Origin of the sequence: Phaeacidiphilus oryzae TH49, from assembly GCF_000744815.1 — a bacterium.
Lineage (GTDB): Bacteria > Actinomycetota > Actinomycetes > Streptomycetales > Streptomycetaceae > Phaeacidiphilus > Phaeacidiphilus oryzae.
In genome coordinates this window covers 3463159-3478916 of record NZ_JQMQ01000005.1, presented here as the reverse complement: position 1 = coordinate 3478916, position 15758 = coordinate 3463159, and the positions used below count along the sequence as shown (strand labels likewise).

Here is a 15758-nt window from a genome sequence, read left to right as displayed (position 1 = left end):
GGTGGGGAGTTCGAGGCCGGGAAGCTAGGAACGCACCTTGTGGTTTTCCTGTGTTCCGGTCAACCAGGCGCGGGCATGCGGAAGTCCGGTACCGTACGCGACCGGCAGCCGGACCTCGATCCTGGTTCCGCGCCCGCCGGCGAACTCCTCCGGCGGCACCCCGATCCGGACGGTGCCGCCGTGCAGGGCCACCTGCTGGGCGACCAGGGTCAGCCCGAGTCCCGAGCCGCCGCTGCCGCTGCGCCGGTGGAAGCGCTGGAAGACGGCTGCCCGCTCGGCCTCCGGGATCCCGGGCCCGGCGTCGTCGACGGTCACCACGACCTCTCCGGCCACCGCGTCCTGACCGACCGTCATCACCACCTCGGGCGGCAGCCCCGGGACGTGGCCGTGGGCGATGGTGTTGGCCAGCAGGTTGTCCAGCGCCATCCGCAGCCCCGGCGCCCAGCCGGCCAGGCCGGCGGCCGCGTTCGCGCCCGCGCCCTCGGGCCCCGGGGCGACCAGCAGCTCGATCCGGGCCGGCGGGCAGCGCCGCCTGGCCTCCCGCACCGCCGCGTCGGCGAGTTCGACCAGGTCGACCGGGGCGAAGGCGTCCTCCTCGACCAGGTCGCCCTGGGCCAGCGCGCGCAGCGCCACCAGCAGGTCGAGCAGCCGGGCGTGCTCCGCCCGGAGGTCGGTGAGCACCTCGGCGCGGTCGGTCTGGCCGAGCTCCGGATGCTCGGCCAGGATGTCCAGGTTGGTCCGCATGCTCATCAGCGGGGTGCGCAGTTCGTGGGAGGCCGAGGCGGCGAACGCCCGGGCGGTCTCCAGCGCCTCGCCGGTGCGGGCGGCCTGCTCGTGGTAGCGGGTGAGGACGGTCTGCAGGGTGCGGGCCAGGTCGTCGACCTCGGCGATCCGGGTCGGGTCCAGCTGCAGCCTGGTGGTGTCGCCGGTACGCGGGTCGAGTCCGCTGGTGCGCTGCTGGAGCAGCCGCAGCGGGCGGACCACCCGCTCGGTCACCAGCAGCGAGAGGAGTCCGGCCAGCGGGGCGACGATCAGCCCGGCCAGGATCAGCCGCTCGCGGACCATGGCGAGTTGGTCCCGCACCTGGGCGGAGGGCGAGAAGAGCCACAGGGCGCCGCCGCCGGTCCCGGTCACCCGCGAGCCGAGCAGCCGCCAGGAGTTTCCGTCGGCCCGCTCGGTCACCGCGCTGCCCAGGTTGCCGGCGGGGACGGCGAACCCGTTGTCCGGCTGCGGTCCCTCGGCGAGGAGGACGGTGCCGTCGGGGCCGATCAGCCGTACCCCGACGTCCAGCGCGGAGGCCGCCACCCGGCGCTGCTGACCGGCCTCGGCCCGGGTACGGCCGGTCTCGGCGGCCCGGATCGCGTTGCGCGCGTAGGGCAGCACGGCGGCGGCCCGGTCCCGCAGCTGGGCGTCCTGGTCGTCGTGGAGGGCGCGGCCGACCAGGCCGAGCAGCAGCGTCCCGGCGAAGAGCATCACCAGCGCCACCACCGCGGTGGTGCCCAGCGCGACCCGGGTGGAGAGCCGCGTCCCGCCGCCCCCGCGTCCGCGCGCCCTCACGAGGGGTCCCGGAGGCTGAAACCCACCCCGCGCACGGTGTGGACGATCCGGGGCCTGCCGTCCGCCTCCAGCTTGCGGCGCAGATAGCTGACGAAGGTGTCCACCACGTCGCTGCGGACGTCGAAGTCGTAGCCCCAGACGCGGTCCAGCAGCTGGTCCCGGCTCAGCACCAGGCCGGCGTTCCTGGCCAGCACCTCCAGCAGCTCGAACTCCCGCCGGGTGAGCGGTACCTCGGCCTCCAGGTAGCGCACGGTCCGGGTGGCCGGGTCCACCTCCAGCGGGCCCACCCGCAGCCGGTCCTCTGGCTCCGGGCGGCGGCGCAGCAGCGCCCGCAGCCGGAGCACCAGCTCCTGCAGGGCGAACGGCTTCACCAGGTAGTCGTCGGCCCCGGCCTGGAGTCCGGCGATCCGGTCGTCCAGCTCGTCCAGGGCGGAGAGCATCAGGACGGGGGTGTCGTCGCCGTCGGCGCGCAGCCGCCGGCAGACGTCGGTACCCCGGATGTCGGGCAGGGAGACGTCCAGCACCAGGACGTCCGGACGGGCCCCCGGCCGGGGCTCCGCGCCGGACGCGGACGGGTCCGTCCGCATCTGCGTCAGCGCGGAACGCCCGTCCTCGGCCAGCGATACGGCGAAGCCGTTCAGCCGCAGGCCGCGGTCCAGCGAACGCAGGATCGCGGGATCGTCGTCGGCCACCAGTACCCGGGCAGTCATGGCCGGGGTTCTAGCACGCGGGGGTAAGCCGCGGACCGGAGAATCCTGAAACCGGTCGGATCCCGCCGCCTCAGTCGTTCCGCCCGTGCTCCTCGCCGTTGAGGTGGTCCACGCAGACCGCGACGCTCAGCAGCACGGCCACGTCCTCGTAGGCGATCTCGTCCGGGATGTCGATGGCGTAGGTGTCGCGGATGGAGAACCACTTCCGGGAGACCCGGGCCACCCGGCGGCCGTCGTCCTCGATGTCGAACTCGTGGTCGAGGAAGTCGCCGTGCACCTCCAGCTCGCGGCCGTCCGCGAGCTTCGCCTCGTAGACGTCCCGGAAGGGGGTGAAGAGCTTCTTCTTGACGGTGGCCAGGGTCTCCCCGTCCCGTTCGATCACCATCGCGTCCCGGACCGAGACCAGCTTCTTCTTGATCACCGCGACCTTCTCGCCCGACGGGTCCTTGAGCTCGAAGGTCTCCCGGATGCGCAGGGCCTTGCCGTCGACCAGGAAGGCCTTGTCCCCGTGCTCGGTGGTGATCCAGTGGTCGTCGCCGATCCCGAAGATCCGCTCCCGCATCAGGTACTTCACGTCTCGCCCTGCCCTTCTGGTGGCTTCAAGGTGAGAGACGCCTTCCCCGCGCTCCGCGGTTCGATCCGGTGGTGTCCCCGAACGGCGCAGGGCCGGCCCCTCGAAAGGGGCCGACCCTACGCGATCGGCCTCAGCGCCGTTTGACCTACCGTCAGACGGCCGAGCCGGCCTTCCGGCGGCGCACCACGAGGAGCGCGCCGGCGCCGGCCACGATCGCGGCCCCGCCGATCCCGCCGATCAGTGGCAGCTGGGAGGGCGAACCGGTGTGGGCGAGCGAGCCGGTGAGGGCCGCCTGCGTGGTCCTGGCCGGGATGGCGTGGTTCTTGGTCCTGTCGTCCGAGGCCTGGCGGGCCGGGGGCGGCACCTGGCCGCCGGGCTCACTGGTGGCGGTGCCGCCGGTCCCGCTGCCCGCGGAGACGACCTTGAACTTCTCGATGCCGGAGGCCTCGGCGATGCAGTCGTCGGCCTTGTCCGGGTAGGCCCCGTAGCCGAGGGCCACGGTCAGCCCGAGCGGAGCGGCGGACTCGACGTTCAGCCGCAGCCTGACGTCCGCGGAGGTGTTCGCCGGCAGGTCGCCCGGGCCGAGGTAGCCGATGCTCGAGGAGCTGTCGCCCACGTCGAACCACTGCTTGGCGTCCCAGTCGTAGGCCTGCAGCTTGAGCTGCTTGTCCGCGAAGGGGTCGCCGCTGTTCGGGTTGAAGACGCCCGCGACCAGGTCGACCCCGGTGATCGACTTCTTGGTGGGGTTGTCCAGGGTGAGCTTGAAGACGTGCCAGCCGCTGCCGCGGGCGATCCGGCCCGGCAGACCGGCCACCGAGATCTTCAGCGCGGCCTGGTACGCCTGGTTCTGGTCGGTGCAGTACGCGGTCGGGTCGGCGGTCGGGGTGCCCGTCGCCGAGGCCGGGGCGGTGGGGGTGCCGCCGGCGGTCGGCGAGCCGGTGGCCGTGGGGCCGGTGCCGCCGGGGGTGCCGGTGGCGCTCGCGGACGGGGAGGCGGCGCCGGTCGGGTCGGCGGAGGCCGAGGCGGCCGGCGTGGTGGCGGTCTCGGCCGGCGGGGTGGTGGCGGACGCGGTGGGGGTGTCCGTCGCTGTGGCGGACACCGTCGGCGTGCTGCCGGAGTCATCGGCGAAGGCCGCGGGGGCCGCCGCCAGCGCCGCGGGAAGGAGGGCGGCAGTGGATGCCACCGTCACCAGGGCACGGCGAAGCTTCATGAAGACCTCGTTCTGGGTCAGAAAGAGAGGAGAGACGCCGTCGCGTCACCGGCGCGATACGGCGAGTGCCCTGATGATAGGGGTCATAGGATTTTCACAGGACCTTGCTCAATCGGTCGTATCCGTCCCGTGACCAGCCAGGACAGCGGCAAAGTCGAGCAAAGAGCGGACAACTGGCCGAAAGCAGCCGGATGCCGGTGACGGACGTCACAGTCGCCCTGACCGGCCCCCCGCCCCCACCGTCCGGTATCCGGGAACTGGCACCCTTGTGGGTATGAACGCTTCCGCTCCCTCCCCCCGCCGCGCCCGCGTCCGGGCACCCGAACTCGCCGGCCGCGGCGGCTGGCTGAACACCGGCGGAGCGGAGCTCGCCCTCGCCGACTTCCGCGGCAGGATCCTGGTGCTGGACTTCTGGACCAGCTGCTGCATCAACTGCCTCCACGTCCTGGACGAGCTCCGCGAGCTGGAGGAGAAGCACCGGGACACCCTGGTGATCGTCGGCGTCCATTCGCCCAAGTTCGTCCACGAGGCCGAGCACCAGGCCGTGGTCGACGCCGTCGACCGGTACGAGGTCCACCACCCCGTGCTGGACGACCCGGACCTGGCCACCTGGAAGCAGTACGCGGTCCGCGCCTGGCCGACCCTGGTCGTCATCGACCCCGAGGGCTACGTCGTCGCCCAGCACGCCGGCGAGGGGCACGCCCACGCCCTCGCCACCCTGGTCGAGGAGTTGGAGGAGGAGCACGCCGCCAAGGGCACCCTCCGCCGCGGCGACTCCCCCTACGTGCCGCCGGAGCCGCAGCCCGGCGCGCTGCGCTTCCCCGGCAAGGCGCTCCGCCTGGACGACGGCCGCTACCTGGTCGCCGACACCGGCCACCACTCGGTCACCGAGCTCGCCGAGGACGGCGAGACGGTGCTCCGCCGCTTCGGCGACGGCGAGCGCGGGCTCGCCGACGGCCCGGCCGAGGAGGCCAGGTTCAGCGAGCCGCAGGGTCTCGCACTGCTCCCGGACGGCGACGTGATCGTCGCGGACACCGTCAACCACGCCCTGCGCCGACTGGACCTGACGACCGGTCGGGTCAGCACGGTGGCCGGCACCGGCCGCCAGTGGTGGCAGGGCTCCCCGACCTCCGGCCCGGCCCGCGAGATCGACCTCTCCTCGCCCTGGGACGTGGCCTGGTTCGACGGCCGGGTCTGGATCGCCATGGCCGGCGTCCACCAGCTGTGGACCTACGACCCCGAGGCGGGCACGGTCGCGGCCGCGGCCGGCACCACCAACGAGGGCCTGGTCGACGGCGCCCCCGAGCAGTCCTGGTTCGCCCAGCCCTCCGGTCTCGCCGCGGACGCGACCGGGGACCGGCTGTGGCTGGCCGACGCCGAGACCTCCGCGCTGCGCTGGGTGGACGCGGGCACCCACGAGATCCACACCGCGGTGGGCACCGGCCTCTTCGACTTCGGCCTCCGGGACGGGGACGCCGAACAGGCCCTCTTCCAGCACCCGTTGGGCGTCACCGCGCTGCCGGACGGCTCGGTCGCCGTCGCCGACACCTACAACCACGCGCTCCGCCGCTACGACCCGGCGACCGGGCAGGTCACCACCCTGGCCACGGATCTGCGCGAGCCGTCGGGCGCGGTGCTGGCCGGCGAGGACATCGTGGTGATCGAGTCCGCCCGGCACCGGCTGACCCGGATGCGCCTCCCGGAGGAGGCCGTCCAGGTCGAGTCCGCCGCGCACCGGACCCAGCGTCCCGCCACCGAGGTCGCGGCCGGGGCGTTCACCGTGGACGTGGTCTTCACGGCACCGACCGGCCAGAAGCTGGACGAGCGCTACGGGCCCTCGACGCGGCTGCTGATCTCCTCCACGCCGCCGGAGCTGATCGCCTCCGGCGCGGGGGCGGACTCCGCGCTCCGCCGCGAGATCGTCCTGGCGGACGGCGTCACCGAGGGCGTCCTCCACGTCTCCGCGATGGCCGCGAGCTGCGACGACGCGGAGGACGTCGAGTTCCCGGCCTGCCACGTCCACCAGCAGGACTGGGGCGTCCCCGTCCACGTCACCCCTGCGGGCGCGACCCGCCTCCCGCTGGTCCTGGCCGGAATGGACGCTACGGCCTGAGTCTTCCCGCCCCGAGCGCAGCGCCGCAGGCGCGAGTAAGGGGCGCGGGGAACTGCGCGCCCAGCGGCGCAGCCTGCCGCACTCGGCGACGGCCACTGGGTTGCAACCCGGACTCCGCTGCCGACCGCGGGCAGTCGACGGCTGGGCGCGCAGTTCCCCGCGCCCCTTACTGCGCCTGCGGCGCTGCGCTCGGGGCAGCCGGCGCTAGCCCTCCAGGAACGCCTTGACCGCCGAGGCCAGATACGCCGGGTCCTCCGCCCCGCACAGCTCGCGCGCGGAATGCATGCTCAGCGCCGCGATCCCGCAGTCCACCGTGGAGACGCCCAGCCGCGCGGCGGTCAGAGGGCCGATCGTCGTCCCGCAGGGCATCGCGTTGTTGGAGACGAAGGTCTGCCACGGCACGCCGGCCCGCTCGCAGGCCTCCGCGAAGACCGCCCGCCCGACGCCGTCCGTCGAGTACCGCTGGTTGACGTTGACCTTCAGGATCGGCCCCCCGTTCGGCAGCGGGTGGTGGTCCGGGTCGTGCCGCTCGGCGTAGTTGGGGTGGACGGCGTGCCCCATGTCGGACGACAGGCACACCGTCCCGGCCAGCGCCCGCGCCCGGTCCTCCGGCGAGCCGCCCCGCCCGAAGACCACCCGGTCCAGCACGTTGCCGAGCAGCGGCCCCTGCGCCCCGGTGTCCGAGGTCGAGCCGTTCTCCTCGTGGTCGAAGGCGGCCAGCACCGGGATGTGCGGAAGCTCCTGGCCGCCCTCGTCGCCCCGCTCGCCCTGGTCGGAGACCCGCGCCAGCGCCGCCGTGGCGGCGTGCACCGACAGCAGGTTGTCCAGCCGCGGAGCGGCCAGCAGCTCGCGGTCCCGCCCGAGGTAGGCCGGCGGCTGGAGGTCGTGCACCATCAGGTCCCAGCCGAGGACGTCGCCGGCCTCGACCCCGGCCCGCTCGGCCACGTACCGGACCAGCTCGCCCTCCTCGGGCTTGCCGAGGCCCCAGATCGGCTTCACGTGCCGCTGCCGGTCCAGCGTCATCCCGTCGTTCACCCCGCGGTCCAGGTGGATCGCCAACTGCGGTACCCGCAGCAGGGGTTCGTCGATCTGGACGAGCCGGGTCGAGCTGTCCCGCAGGGCCAGCCGGCCGGAGAGCCCGAGGTCCCGGTCCAGCCAGGTGTTGAGCGGCACCCCGCCGTAGATCTCCACGGCGATCTGCCGCCAGCCGGCCGCGCCGGAGTCCGGCTTGGGCTTGACCCGCAGGTTGGGCGAGTCGGTGTGCGCGCCGACGACTCGGAACGGCGCCTCCGCCCGGTCCGCCAGGTTCGCCGGGACGTACCAGGCGATCAGCGCGCCGCCGCGGACCACGTACCGCCCGCCGCTGCCGCCGCCCCAGGCCGCGGTCTCCTCGGCGCGCCGGAAGCCGGCCTTCTCCAGCCGGTCCGCCGCCGAGGCGACCGCGTGGTACGGGGACGGGCTGGCGGCCAGGTAGGCGATCAGATCGTCGGTGTGGCCGCGGTCGAAGGCGGGGCTCAAGGCAACTCCAGTTCTAGGCCGAGCGGGGCACCGATCCTACGCGCACGGCCCCGCGCCCGGCGTGAGCCGGGACGCGGGGCCGCCTGGTCCAGCGCTGGGCGCGTGGGATCAGAAGGACTCCTCCGGGAGCTCCATCAGCTCGTTGTCCACCCGCTCGGCGATCAGCCGCTGCGGCCGGACGGCCGGCAGCACGGTCCGCGCGAAGTGCTTGGCCGCGGCGACCTTGCCGAGGTAGAAGGACTTGTCCTTGGGGGAGGTCCCGGCGTCCAGCTTCTCCTGGGCGACCGCGGCCTGGCGGAGCAGCAGCCAGCCGACCACCACGTCGCCGGAGGCGAGCAGCAGCCGGGTGGTGTTCTGCCCGACCTTGTACATGTTCTTGGGGTCCTTCTCGACCGCGGAGAGGTCGTTCAGCATCGCGCCGACGATCGCCTCCAGGTCGCCCGCGGCCTTGGCCAGCAGCTCCCGCTCGGGGGCCAGCGCCTCGCCGCCGGCGGCCTCGCCGAGGAACTTCTGGATCCGCTCGCTGAGCGCGGTCAGCGCCTGGCCCTGGTCCCGGACGATCTTCCGGAAGAAGAAGTCCTGGCCCTGGATCGCGGTGGTGCCCTCGTAGAGGGTGTCGATCTTGGCGTCCCGGATGTACTGCTCGATCGGGTACTCCTGGAGGTACCCGGAGCCGCCGAAGGTCTGCAGCGACTGGGCCAGCTGCTCGTAGGACTTCTCCGAGCCGTAGCCCTTGACGATCGGCAGCAGCAGGTCGTTCAGCCGCTCGGCGGCCTCGTCCCGCTCGCCGCGCAGCGCGGCCGACTCGATGTCGTCCTGCACCGAGGCAGTGAACAGCACCAGGGCACGCATCCCCTCGGCGTACGCCTTCTGGGTGAGCAGCGAGCGGCGGACGTCCGGGTGGTGGGTGATGGTCACCCGCGGGGCGGCCTTGTCCATGAACTCGGCCAGGTCCGGGCCCTGCACCCGCTCCTTGGCGTACTCCAGGGCGTTCAGGTAGCCGGTGGAGAGGGTGGCGATGGCCTTGGTGCCGACCATCATCCGGGCGAACTCGATGACCCGGAACATCTGCCGGATGCCGTCGTGCTTCTCGCCCAGCAGCCAGCCCTTGGCCGGGTGCTCGGCGCCGAAGGTCATCTCGCAGGTGTTGGACGCCTTGAGGCCCATCTTGTGCTCGACGTTGGTGGCGTAGACCCCGTTGCGCTCGCCCAGCTCGCCGGTCTCCCAGTCGAAGTCGTACTTCGGGACCAGGAACAGGGAGAGGCCCTTGGTGCCCGGCTTGGCGCCCTCGGGGCGGGCCAGCACGAAGTGGACGATGTTGTCGGCCATGTCGTGCTCACCCGAGGTGATGAAACGCTTCACGCCCTCGATGTGCCAGGTGCCGTCGGCCTGCTGGATCGCCTTGGTGCGGCCGGCGCCGACGTCCGAGCCGGCGTCCGGCTCGGTGAGCACCATGGTGGAGCCCCAGCGCTTGTCGACCATCAGCTGGGCGACCTTGAGCTGCTCCTCGGTGCCCTCCTCGGCGATGACCTGCGCGAAGCCGGGGCCGGAGGCGTACATCCAGACGGCGGGGTTGGCGCCGAGGATCAGCTCGGCCAGCGCCCAGTGCAGCGAGCGCGGGGAGACCGTGCCGCCGATCGACTCGGGCAGGCCCAGGCGCCAGTACTCGGCGTCCATGTAGGCCTGGTAGCTCTTCTTGAAGGTGTCCGGGATCGGCGCGGTGTTGGTCGCCGGGTCGAAGACCGGCGGGTTGCGGTCGATGTCCGCGAAGGACTCGGCCAGCTCGTTCTCGGCCAGCCGGGCCATCTCGCCGAGGATGCTGCGGGCGGTGTCGACATCCAGCTCGGCGTACGGACCGTTCCCGTACACCTCGTCGCGGCCCAGGACCTCGAAGAGGTTGAACTCCACGTCGCGGAGGTTGGACTTGTAGTGACCCATCACGCTCTCCGGTTCTGCGTTCGCTGCGTATTCCGCGCCGCGTATCGGCCGCCGCTGCGGATGCCTACTACCACTCAGTAGCTCCCCATGATGCTACCCGGGGGTAACTTATTTCAACCCCTGGGGGCCGATGGGGCGCGCGGGGACTCGCTAGCCTTGGCTCCGTGTACGGCTACGAGCAGACCGCCCCCCATCCCGGACCGGGCCCCGGCTACCCGGGGCAGCCGCAGCAGCCGGCGTACCCCGAGCCCTCCCCGCCGTCCCTGGCGGACGCGGTGCGGGCGTTCGCCGGCGGCGCGATGACGGTGGACGACTTCCAGTCCGTCTTCATCACGTCGAAGGTGTACTGCCCGCGCGGCGACCGGCCCGGCTTCCTGGCGCTGCACGACACCCAGCAGCCGGTGATCCCGATGTTCACCTCGCTCAAGGAGCTCCGCCGGTACGCCGGCAAGGAGTCCAAGTACTTCGCCGTCACCGGCGCCGAGGTGATCGACCTGCTGCCGACCGGCTACGGCTTCGTCCTCGACATGGAGGGCGACCACCGGATGGTCTTCGACGCCAAGGCGGTCGAGCAGCTGGTCGACTTCACCATGCGCCGGATGTACGGCTAGGCGGCCGGATCGCGAGACCGGGTCGGGCAGCCGGGAATGCCGACCCCATGGTTGAAGGTTCAACCTTCTGCTAGCCTGGAGGCACAGCCAGAAGGAGGCCCACCATGCCCGCCGTCACCGTAGAGAACCCGTTGGTGCTGCCGAGGGTCTCCACCCCCGACCCCGCCACCGTCCAGCCGCGCAGGGTGCGCCAGGTCGCGACCGCCCCGCAGGGCTTCGAGGGCGAGGGCTTCCCGGTGCGCCGCGCCTTCGCCGGGATCCACCAGCGCCACCTCGACCCGTTCATCATGATGGACCAGATGGGCGAGGTGGAGTACGCGCCGGGCGAGCCCAAGGGCACCCCGTGGCACCCCCACCGCGGCTTCGAGACCGTCACCTACCTGATCGACGGCACCTTCGTCCACCAGGACTCCGCGGGCGGCGGCGGAACCATCAACGACGGCGACACCCAGTGGATGACCGCCGGCTCCGGCCTGCTGCACATCGAGGCCCCGCCGGAGTCGCTGGTGATTTCCGGCGGCCTCTTCCACGGGCTCCAGCTGTGGGTCAACCTGCCGAAGGCGGACAAGATGGTCCCGCCGCGCTACCAGGACATCCACGGCGGCAACGTCAAGCTGCTGGCCAGCCCGGACGGCGGCGCGATCGTGCGGCTGATCGCCGGCGAGGTCGACGGCCACCGGGGTCCCGGCTCCACCCACACCCCGATCACGATGGTGCACGCCACCCTCAGCCCCGGCGCCAAGCTGACCCTCCCGTGGCGCGAGGACTTCAACGCCCTCGTCTACGGGCTCAACGGCAAGGGCACGGCCGGCGAGGAGCAGCGGCCGTTCGGCATGGGCCAGGCGGTGCTCTTCGGCGAGGCCGGCGGCTCCCTCACCGTCCAGGCCGCGGAGAGCCAGGAGAGCCGCTCGCCCAACCTGGACGTGGTCATCCTCGGCGGCGCGCCGATCCGCGAGCCGGTGGCGTGGTACGGCCCGTTCGTCATGAACAGCCACACCGAGCTGGAGCAGGCCTTCGACGACTTCCGCGCGGGCCGCTTGGGCCGTATTCCGGCGGAGCAGGGCTGACCCGCCGCGCCCCCCGCGCCCCTGATGGACGGCTCGAAGGGCCGCATCAGGGGCGCGGGGGGCTGCGCGCCCAGCCACGCGGACCCGCATCCCGGCACGCCCCCGCGGCTCACCAGCCGGTCGAGTACACCGCCGCCGCGTCCGTATGGACGGAATCCCGCGGCCACCGCTCGCACTGGGGATCCGTCGCCTCCACCGCCCGCAGCTTGCGCAGCAGCTCCTGCGGGCCGGAGCGGTCCATCAACCCCAGCGCCTGCGGCCAGTCGCCCAGCGTGAACCGGGTGACATACGCCCCCGCGCCCGCGCTCAGCGCCGTCAGCGCGCGCAGATCCCCCCGCCGCACCGAGCCGGTCTCCGCCTCCTCCGCCGCCCTCGGCAGCGCCGCCGCCGCCCACGGCCCGTGGCCGGTGTTGCGGACCGCGCACAGCGCCATGGCGTACTTCTGGCCCAGGGTGGCCCGCTGGGGCGAGCCCCAGGGCGCCGCCCAGACCTGCCGGTGGAGCTCCTCCCCGGCCGGGAACGGCTGGTTGTCGCCGTGCACCCGGATGCCGCCGTGCGCCCCGGTGTCCACCACCAGCAGGGCGTCGCCCAGCGCCAGGTACTCCACCGAAGATCCCCGCATCCGGGCCGCGCAGACCGCCGCCGCCGGGGTGTTGGGATGGGCCAGGTCGCAGCGCGCCCCGTGCAGCGCGGCCGTCTCCGCGATGGCGTCGGAGAGGCACTGCGCGATGGCCCGGTCCTCCCGGTCGACCAGCCGGGCCAGCAGATGGACGCCGAGCCGTCGGGCGAACCAGGCGGTGCCGTGCCGGCAGCCGGTGTCCATTCCGGGTGGACTGGGCGTGCCGTCCACCAGTACCAGTGCCTCCGGGGTGGCCGCGGTATAGCCGGTGGAGCCGGCGCCGTGGCCGCCGCCCCCGCCGGTCCCCTCCGCGCGGACCCCCTCGCCCGCGATGTCCACACGCATCAGCTCAGTCTGCCCGACGGGGCGTCAGTTCGGCTGCCCCGCTGCGGAGTCGGACCCTTCAGGGCGAACCTCGTCCAGTTCGAACCAGATGGCCTTGCCCTCTCCGCGCGGTTGTACGCCCCAGCGGTCGGAGAGCATCTCCAGCAGCACCAGGCCGCGTCCGGAGGAGGCCATCTCGCCGGGCGAGCGGCGGTGCGGCAGCTCGTCGCTGCGGTCGCTGACCTCGACATGGAGGGTGCGGGCGCCGGGCGGGCCGGAGAGGTGCGCCTCCAGCGCGGCCTCGAACTCGGTGTGCACCAGGACGTTGGCCAGCAGCTCGGAGGCGAGGAGCACGGCCGCGTCGACGTGGTCCTCCACCGCCCAGTCGTGGAGGATCTCGCGCAGCTCCTGGCGGGCGCCGGCGATCCGGTCCTGCTCGTCCTGGTTGATCGTCAGCACCGTGCGGCGCGAGGTGGAGCCGTGCGGGCGGTCGACCTGGTCCCGGCGGAGCAGGATCAGCGCGATGTCGTCCTCGCGGCGGTCGGCGAGATGGCCGGGGGCGCGGTGCGACTCGGGGCCGTGCACCGCCTCGATCAGCCGGTCGGCGATCCCCTCCAGGTCCTCCGTCGGGCCGGGGCTGAGGGCGTCCCGGACCCGGAGCCAGCCGGTGTAGTAGTCGTGGCCGCCGTTCTCCACCAGGCCGTCGGTGCAGAGCATCAGGATCTCGCCGAGCTGCAGCTGCAGCCGGTTGACCGGGTAGTCCTCCTCGCCGAACTCGCTCATGCCGAGCGGCAGCCCGCCGTCCAGGTGGCGCAGCAGGCAGGTGCCGTCGGGCATCCGGACGACCGGGTGGGGGTGGCCGGCCCGGGCGACGTCCAGGGTGCCGCGGGCCGGGTCGGCGAGGAGGTAGATGCAGGTCGCGTAGCGGTCGTGGCCCAGCCCGGAGAGGAAGCGGGAGGCGCGGGCCAGCACCGCGTCCGGGTGGTGGCCCTCCAGGGCGTAGGCCAGGACGGCGGTGCGCAGCTGGGACATGATCGTCGCGGCGTGGACGTCGTGGCCCTCCACGTCCCCGATGACCACCGCGAGCCGGCCGTCCGGCAGGTCCACCACGTCGCACCAGTCGCCGCCGACCAGCAGCCCGCCCCCGGTGGGGACGTAGCGGGCGGCGGCGGCCATCCCGGGGACGCCGTGCGAGCGCGGCTGCATGCTGCGCAGCAGGCCGAGGGAGAGGGCCCGCTCGGACTCGGTGGTCCGGGTCCGCTCCACGGCGTGGGTGACCATCCGGGCCAGGATGCCGAGCAGCGCCCGGCGGTCGGCGGTGAACGCGGTGGGGGTGCGGAAGGCCAGCATCCAGGTGCCGATCGTCCGGCCGCCGGAGGAGAGCGGGAAGTACACCCAGGACCGCCGGCCGTGGGCGGCCACCAGCGGCCAGATCGCCGGGTAGCGGCGGCGGTACTCCTCCGGGGACTCCACGAAGACCGGCTCGGCGGTGCGCACCGCCTCCACGCCGGGATAGGAGCTGTCCAGGGTGACCTGGAAGGGGGCGTCCTCGGCGGGGTAGCCGACGCTGGCGACGGCGGTCAGCCGGCCCTTCTCGACGACCGAGACCAGCTGCCCGGAGGTGTCGAGGCCGGGCAGGTCGAGGCCGGCGATCACGCGCAGCACGTCCTCGGTGTTCTCGGCCTCGGTGAGGGCGCGCCCGGCGTCCAGCAGGCGGGCGGCGCGGGAGCGCTGCGCCTCGGCGGCGGCGTCGGCCGACGCGGCCCGGTCGGCGGGCTCTCGGCCGTCGCCGTCCCGGGCACCCGCCCCGGCCGGGCCGCCCGCGCCGCTCCGGCCCTCGTGGTCCTCGCGGTCCTCCGCCGAGCCGCCGGTGGCCGCCGTGGCCCCGCCGGAGGCCGGGGTGCCTCGGCCGCGGCGGGCCGTGCCGGGGCCGGGGGTGCGGTTGAGCGCCTCGACCTGGCGCTGTTCGAGCTCGCGCTGATCGGTGCCGGGGCCGGTGGTCGGCGGCACCGAGAACTCGTCGACCGTGTCGACCCAGTTCTCCTCGGTGAGAGTGCCGACCAGCGGCTGGCCGGGGTCGTCCGGCGGGCCGGGGGCGATCCGCAGCCGGAGCACCCGGACCAGCGTCCCGGCCGCGTCCACCACGCGTACCCGCAGGTCGACGGGGCGGTGCTGGACGGCGGCGAGGCGGGCGGCGGGGCGGAGCCGGGCGGCGTCGGCGCGGTGCAGCAGGCCGCGGAGCCGATCCGGGGCCAGCTCGGTGGGTTCGGCGGGGAGGCCGAGGAGCTCGGCGCAGCGGTCGTCCAGGGCGATCACGCGGCCGCCGGAGTCGTCGGTGCGCCAGAGGCCGACGCCGGCGTCGCGCAGGGTGGAGGCGGCGACGGGCGCGGGAGCGCCGGCGGACGTCTCTGCCGCCGCCGTCTCGGCGTCGACAGGGTCCTTTTCGCTGCCCATCCATGCCCCTCGGTCGTCCTACCCGGGTTAGCCCGTCCGGTCCGGCCCGATGATATGCCTTGAAGTTCGCATTCCTGAATGAAGGCGATGATTCAGACATACCGTATGGCGCCGACGGCGAAGCTGCCCAGGCAGTGACCTGTCCGCGTGAGCGCGGGCCGATTCGCTCGCACGTACGGCCTACTCGGAACTAGACGCTCCGGATGTGCAGGACGGTTGCGTCGTCGCTGATCTTTCCGCGGCGGTGCCTGCGGCGGTCCGGGTCCGCGAGCTCGGCGGCCCTGATCTGGTCGATCAGCGCCTCCGGGCCCGGGTCGGCCAGCACCTTCATCAGATCCGGCCAGTCGCCGATGTCCAGGACGTCGACGAAGCGGGCGGCGCCGTCGGTCATCGCGGCGACGCTGCCGCGGCCGTCCCGGGGGATCGTCCCCACCAGCGCCTCGGCGGCCACCTCGGGATCGGCGGCGGCGGTCCAGAAGCCGCCCGGCCGGTTGCGCAGGGCGCCCACCTCGGCGGCGTAGCGGCGGCGGGCCGCCTCGCGCTCGGGGGAGCCCTCGGGGAGGGCGAGGGCCCTCCGGCGGAGGTGGGCGGCGGTGTGCTCCACCCGGTCGTCGGTCACCACCTCGATGCCGTCCCCGGTGCTGCTGCGGTCGATGACCAGGCTGCAGTCGGAGAGCACCAGGTACTCGACCGAGTCCCGGCCGATCCGGCCGGCGGCGACGGTCGCCTGCGGGGTGGTCTGCCGGGTCAGGTCGCAGGTGTCCGCGTGGGAGGCGGCGACCTCCGCGATGGCCGCCGCCAGGCAGAGGGCGGGGGCGGTCTCCGTCGCGGAGAGCGCGGCGACCAGGGAGAGGCCCAGGCGGTTGACGAACCAGGGCACGCCGTGGCGGCAGCCGTCGTCCTCCGGGCCCGGGGTGACCCCGTCCAGTACGACGAAGGCGCGGGACGTCGCGGCGGCGAAGTCCTCGTTCTCCCGGTCCGGCCGCCCGGGGGCGGTTGCCAGCGAGATCTCCACCGCGTTGATCGTCTCCCTCATGTGCCGAGCGTAAGGGGGACGGCCGCG

The 15758-nt window shown here is 73.6% G+C and carries 12 protein-coding genes; 3 read left to right on the top strand and 9 right to left on the bottom strand.

What is annotated here, in order from left to right:
• Positions 1–24 precede the first annotated feature (24 nt).
• From BS73_RS19215 to BS73_RS19200, 4 genes are all read right to left on the bottom strand, one after another.
• Positions 25–1557 (bottom strand): sensor histidine kinase, encoded by a 1533-nt coding sequence (locus BS73_RS19215; protein WP_235215457.1) that lies wholly within the window; start codon positions 1555–1557, stop codon positions 25–27.
• Positions 1554–2267 carry a response regulator transcription factor gene (locus tag BS73_RS19210; protein ID WP_037574191.1) on the bottom strand — a complete coding sequence of 238 codons (714 nt, stop codon included), beginning with the start codon at positions 2265–2267 and terminating at the stop codon, positions 1554–1556. The genes BS73_RS19215 and BS73_RS19210 overlap by 4 nt, the downstream gene beginning before the upstream one ends.
• 70 nt (positions 2268–2337) lie before the next feature.
• Positions 2338–2841, bottom strand: a complete 504-nt coding sequence (locus BS73_RS19205; RefSeq protein WP_037574188.1) for an LURP-one-related/scramblase family protein — start codon at positions 2839–2841, stop codon at positions 2338–2340.
• A 151-nt stretch (positions 2842–2992) separates the two neighbouring features.
• Positions 2993–4051: an LPXTG cell wall anchor domain-containing protein gene (locus tag BS73_RS19200; RefSeq protein ID WP_037574184.1), complete on the bottom strand. Its 1059-nt coding sequence runs from the start codon at positions 4049–4051 to the stop codon at positions 2993–2995.
• A gap of 274 nt (positions 4052–4325) precedes the next feature.
• Between BS73_RS19200 and BS73_RS19195 the strand changes: the two genes are divergently transcribed.
• Positions 4326–6164 (top strand): NHL domain-containing thioredoxin family protein, encoded by a 1839-nt coding sequence (locus BS73_RS19195; protein WP_037574181.1) that lies wholly within the window; start codon positions 4326–4328, stop codon positions 6162–6164.
• 204 nt (positions 6165–6368) lie between these two features.
• On the opposite strand, the gene BS73_RS19190 is transcribed toward BS73_RS19195, so the two are convergent.
• Positions 6369–7682 (bottom strand): M18 family aminopeptidase, encoded by a 1314-nt coding sequence (locus BS73_RS19190; RefSeq protein WP_037574177.1) that lies wholly within the window; start codon positions 7680–7682, stop codon positions 6369–6371.
• 108 nt (positions 7683–7790) lie between these two features.
• A complete protein-coding gene (locus BS73_RS19185; RefSeq protein ID WP_037574174.1) occupies positions 7791–9620 on the bottom strand; it encodes an acyl-CoA dehydrogenase in 1830 nt (609 codons plus the stop codon).
• Between the two features lie 164 nt (positions 9621–9784).
• On the opposite strand from BS73_RS19185, the gene BS73_RS19180 reads away from it, so the two are divergent.
• Positions 9785–10231, top strand: coding sequence for an SseB family protein (locus BS73_RS19180; protein ID WP_037574171.1), 447 nt, complete (start codon positions 9785–9787; stop codon positions 10229–10231).
• A 104-nt stretch (positions 10232–10335) separates the two neighbouring features.
• Positions 10336–11298 (top strand): pirin family protein, encoded by a 963-nt coding sequence (locus BS73_RS19175; RefSeq protein ID WP_037574168.1) that lies wholly within the window; start codon positions 10336–10338, stop codon positions 11296–11298.
• A gap of 109 nt (positions 11299–11407) precedes the next feature.
• Here BS73_RS19175 and BS73_RS19170 read toward each other — a convergent pair whose 3' ends face one another.
• From BS73_RS19170 to BS73_RS19160, 3 genes are all read right to left on the bottom strand, one after another.
• Positions 11408–12262, bottom strand: coding sequence for an integrase (locus BS73_RS19170; RefSeq protein ID WP_152617657.1), 855 nt, complete (start codon positions 12260–12262; stop codon positions 11408–11410).
• Positions 12263–12286: 24 nt separating this feature from the next.
• On the bottom strand, positions 12287–14695 hold the full coding sequence (locus tag BS73_RS19165) for an ATP-binding SpoIIE family protein phosphatase (RefSeq protein WP_063837019.1): 2409 nt from the start codon (positions 14693–14695) through the stop codon (positions 12287–12289).
• A 190-nt stretch (positions 14696–14885) separates the two neighbouring features.
• On the bottom strand, positions 14886–15731 hold the full coding sequence (locus BS73_RS19160) for a hypothetical protein (RefSeq protein ID WP_051940110.1): 846 nt from the start codon (positions 15729–15731) through the stop codon (positions 14886–14888).
• Positions 15732–15758 lie beyond the last annotated feature (27 nt).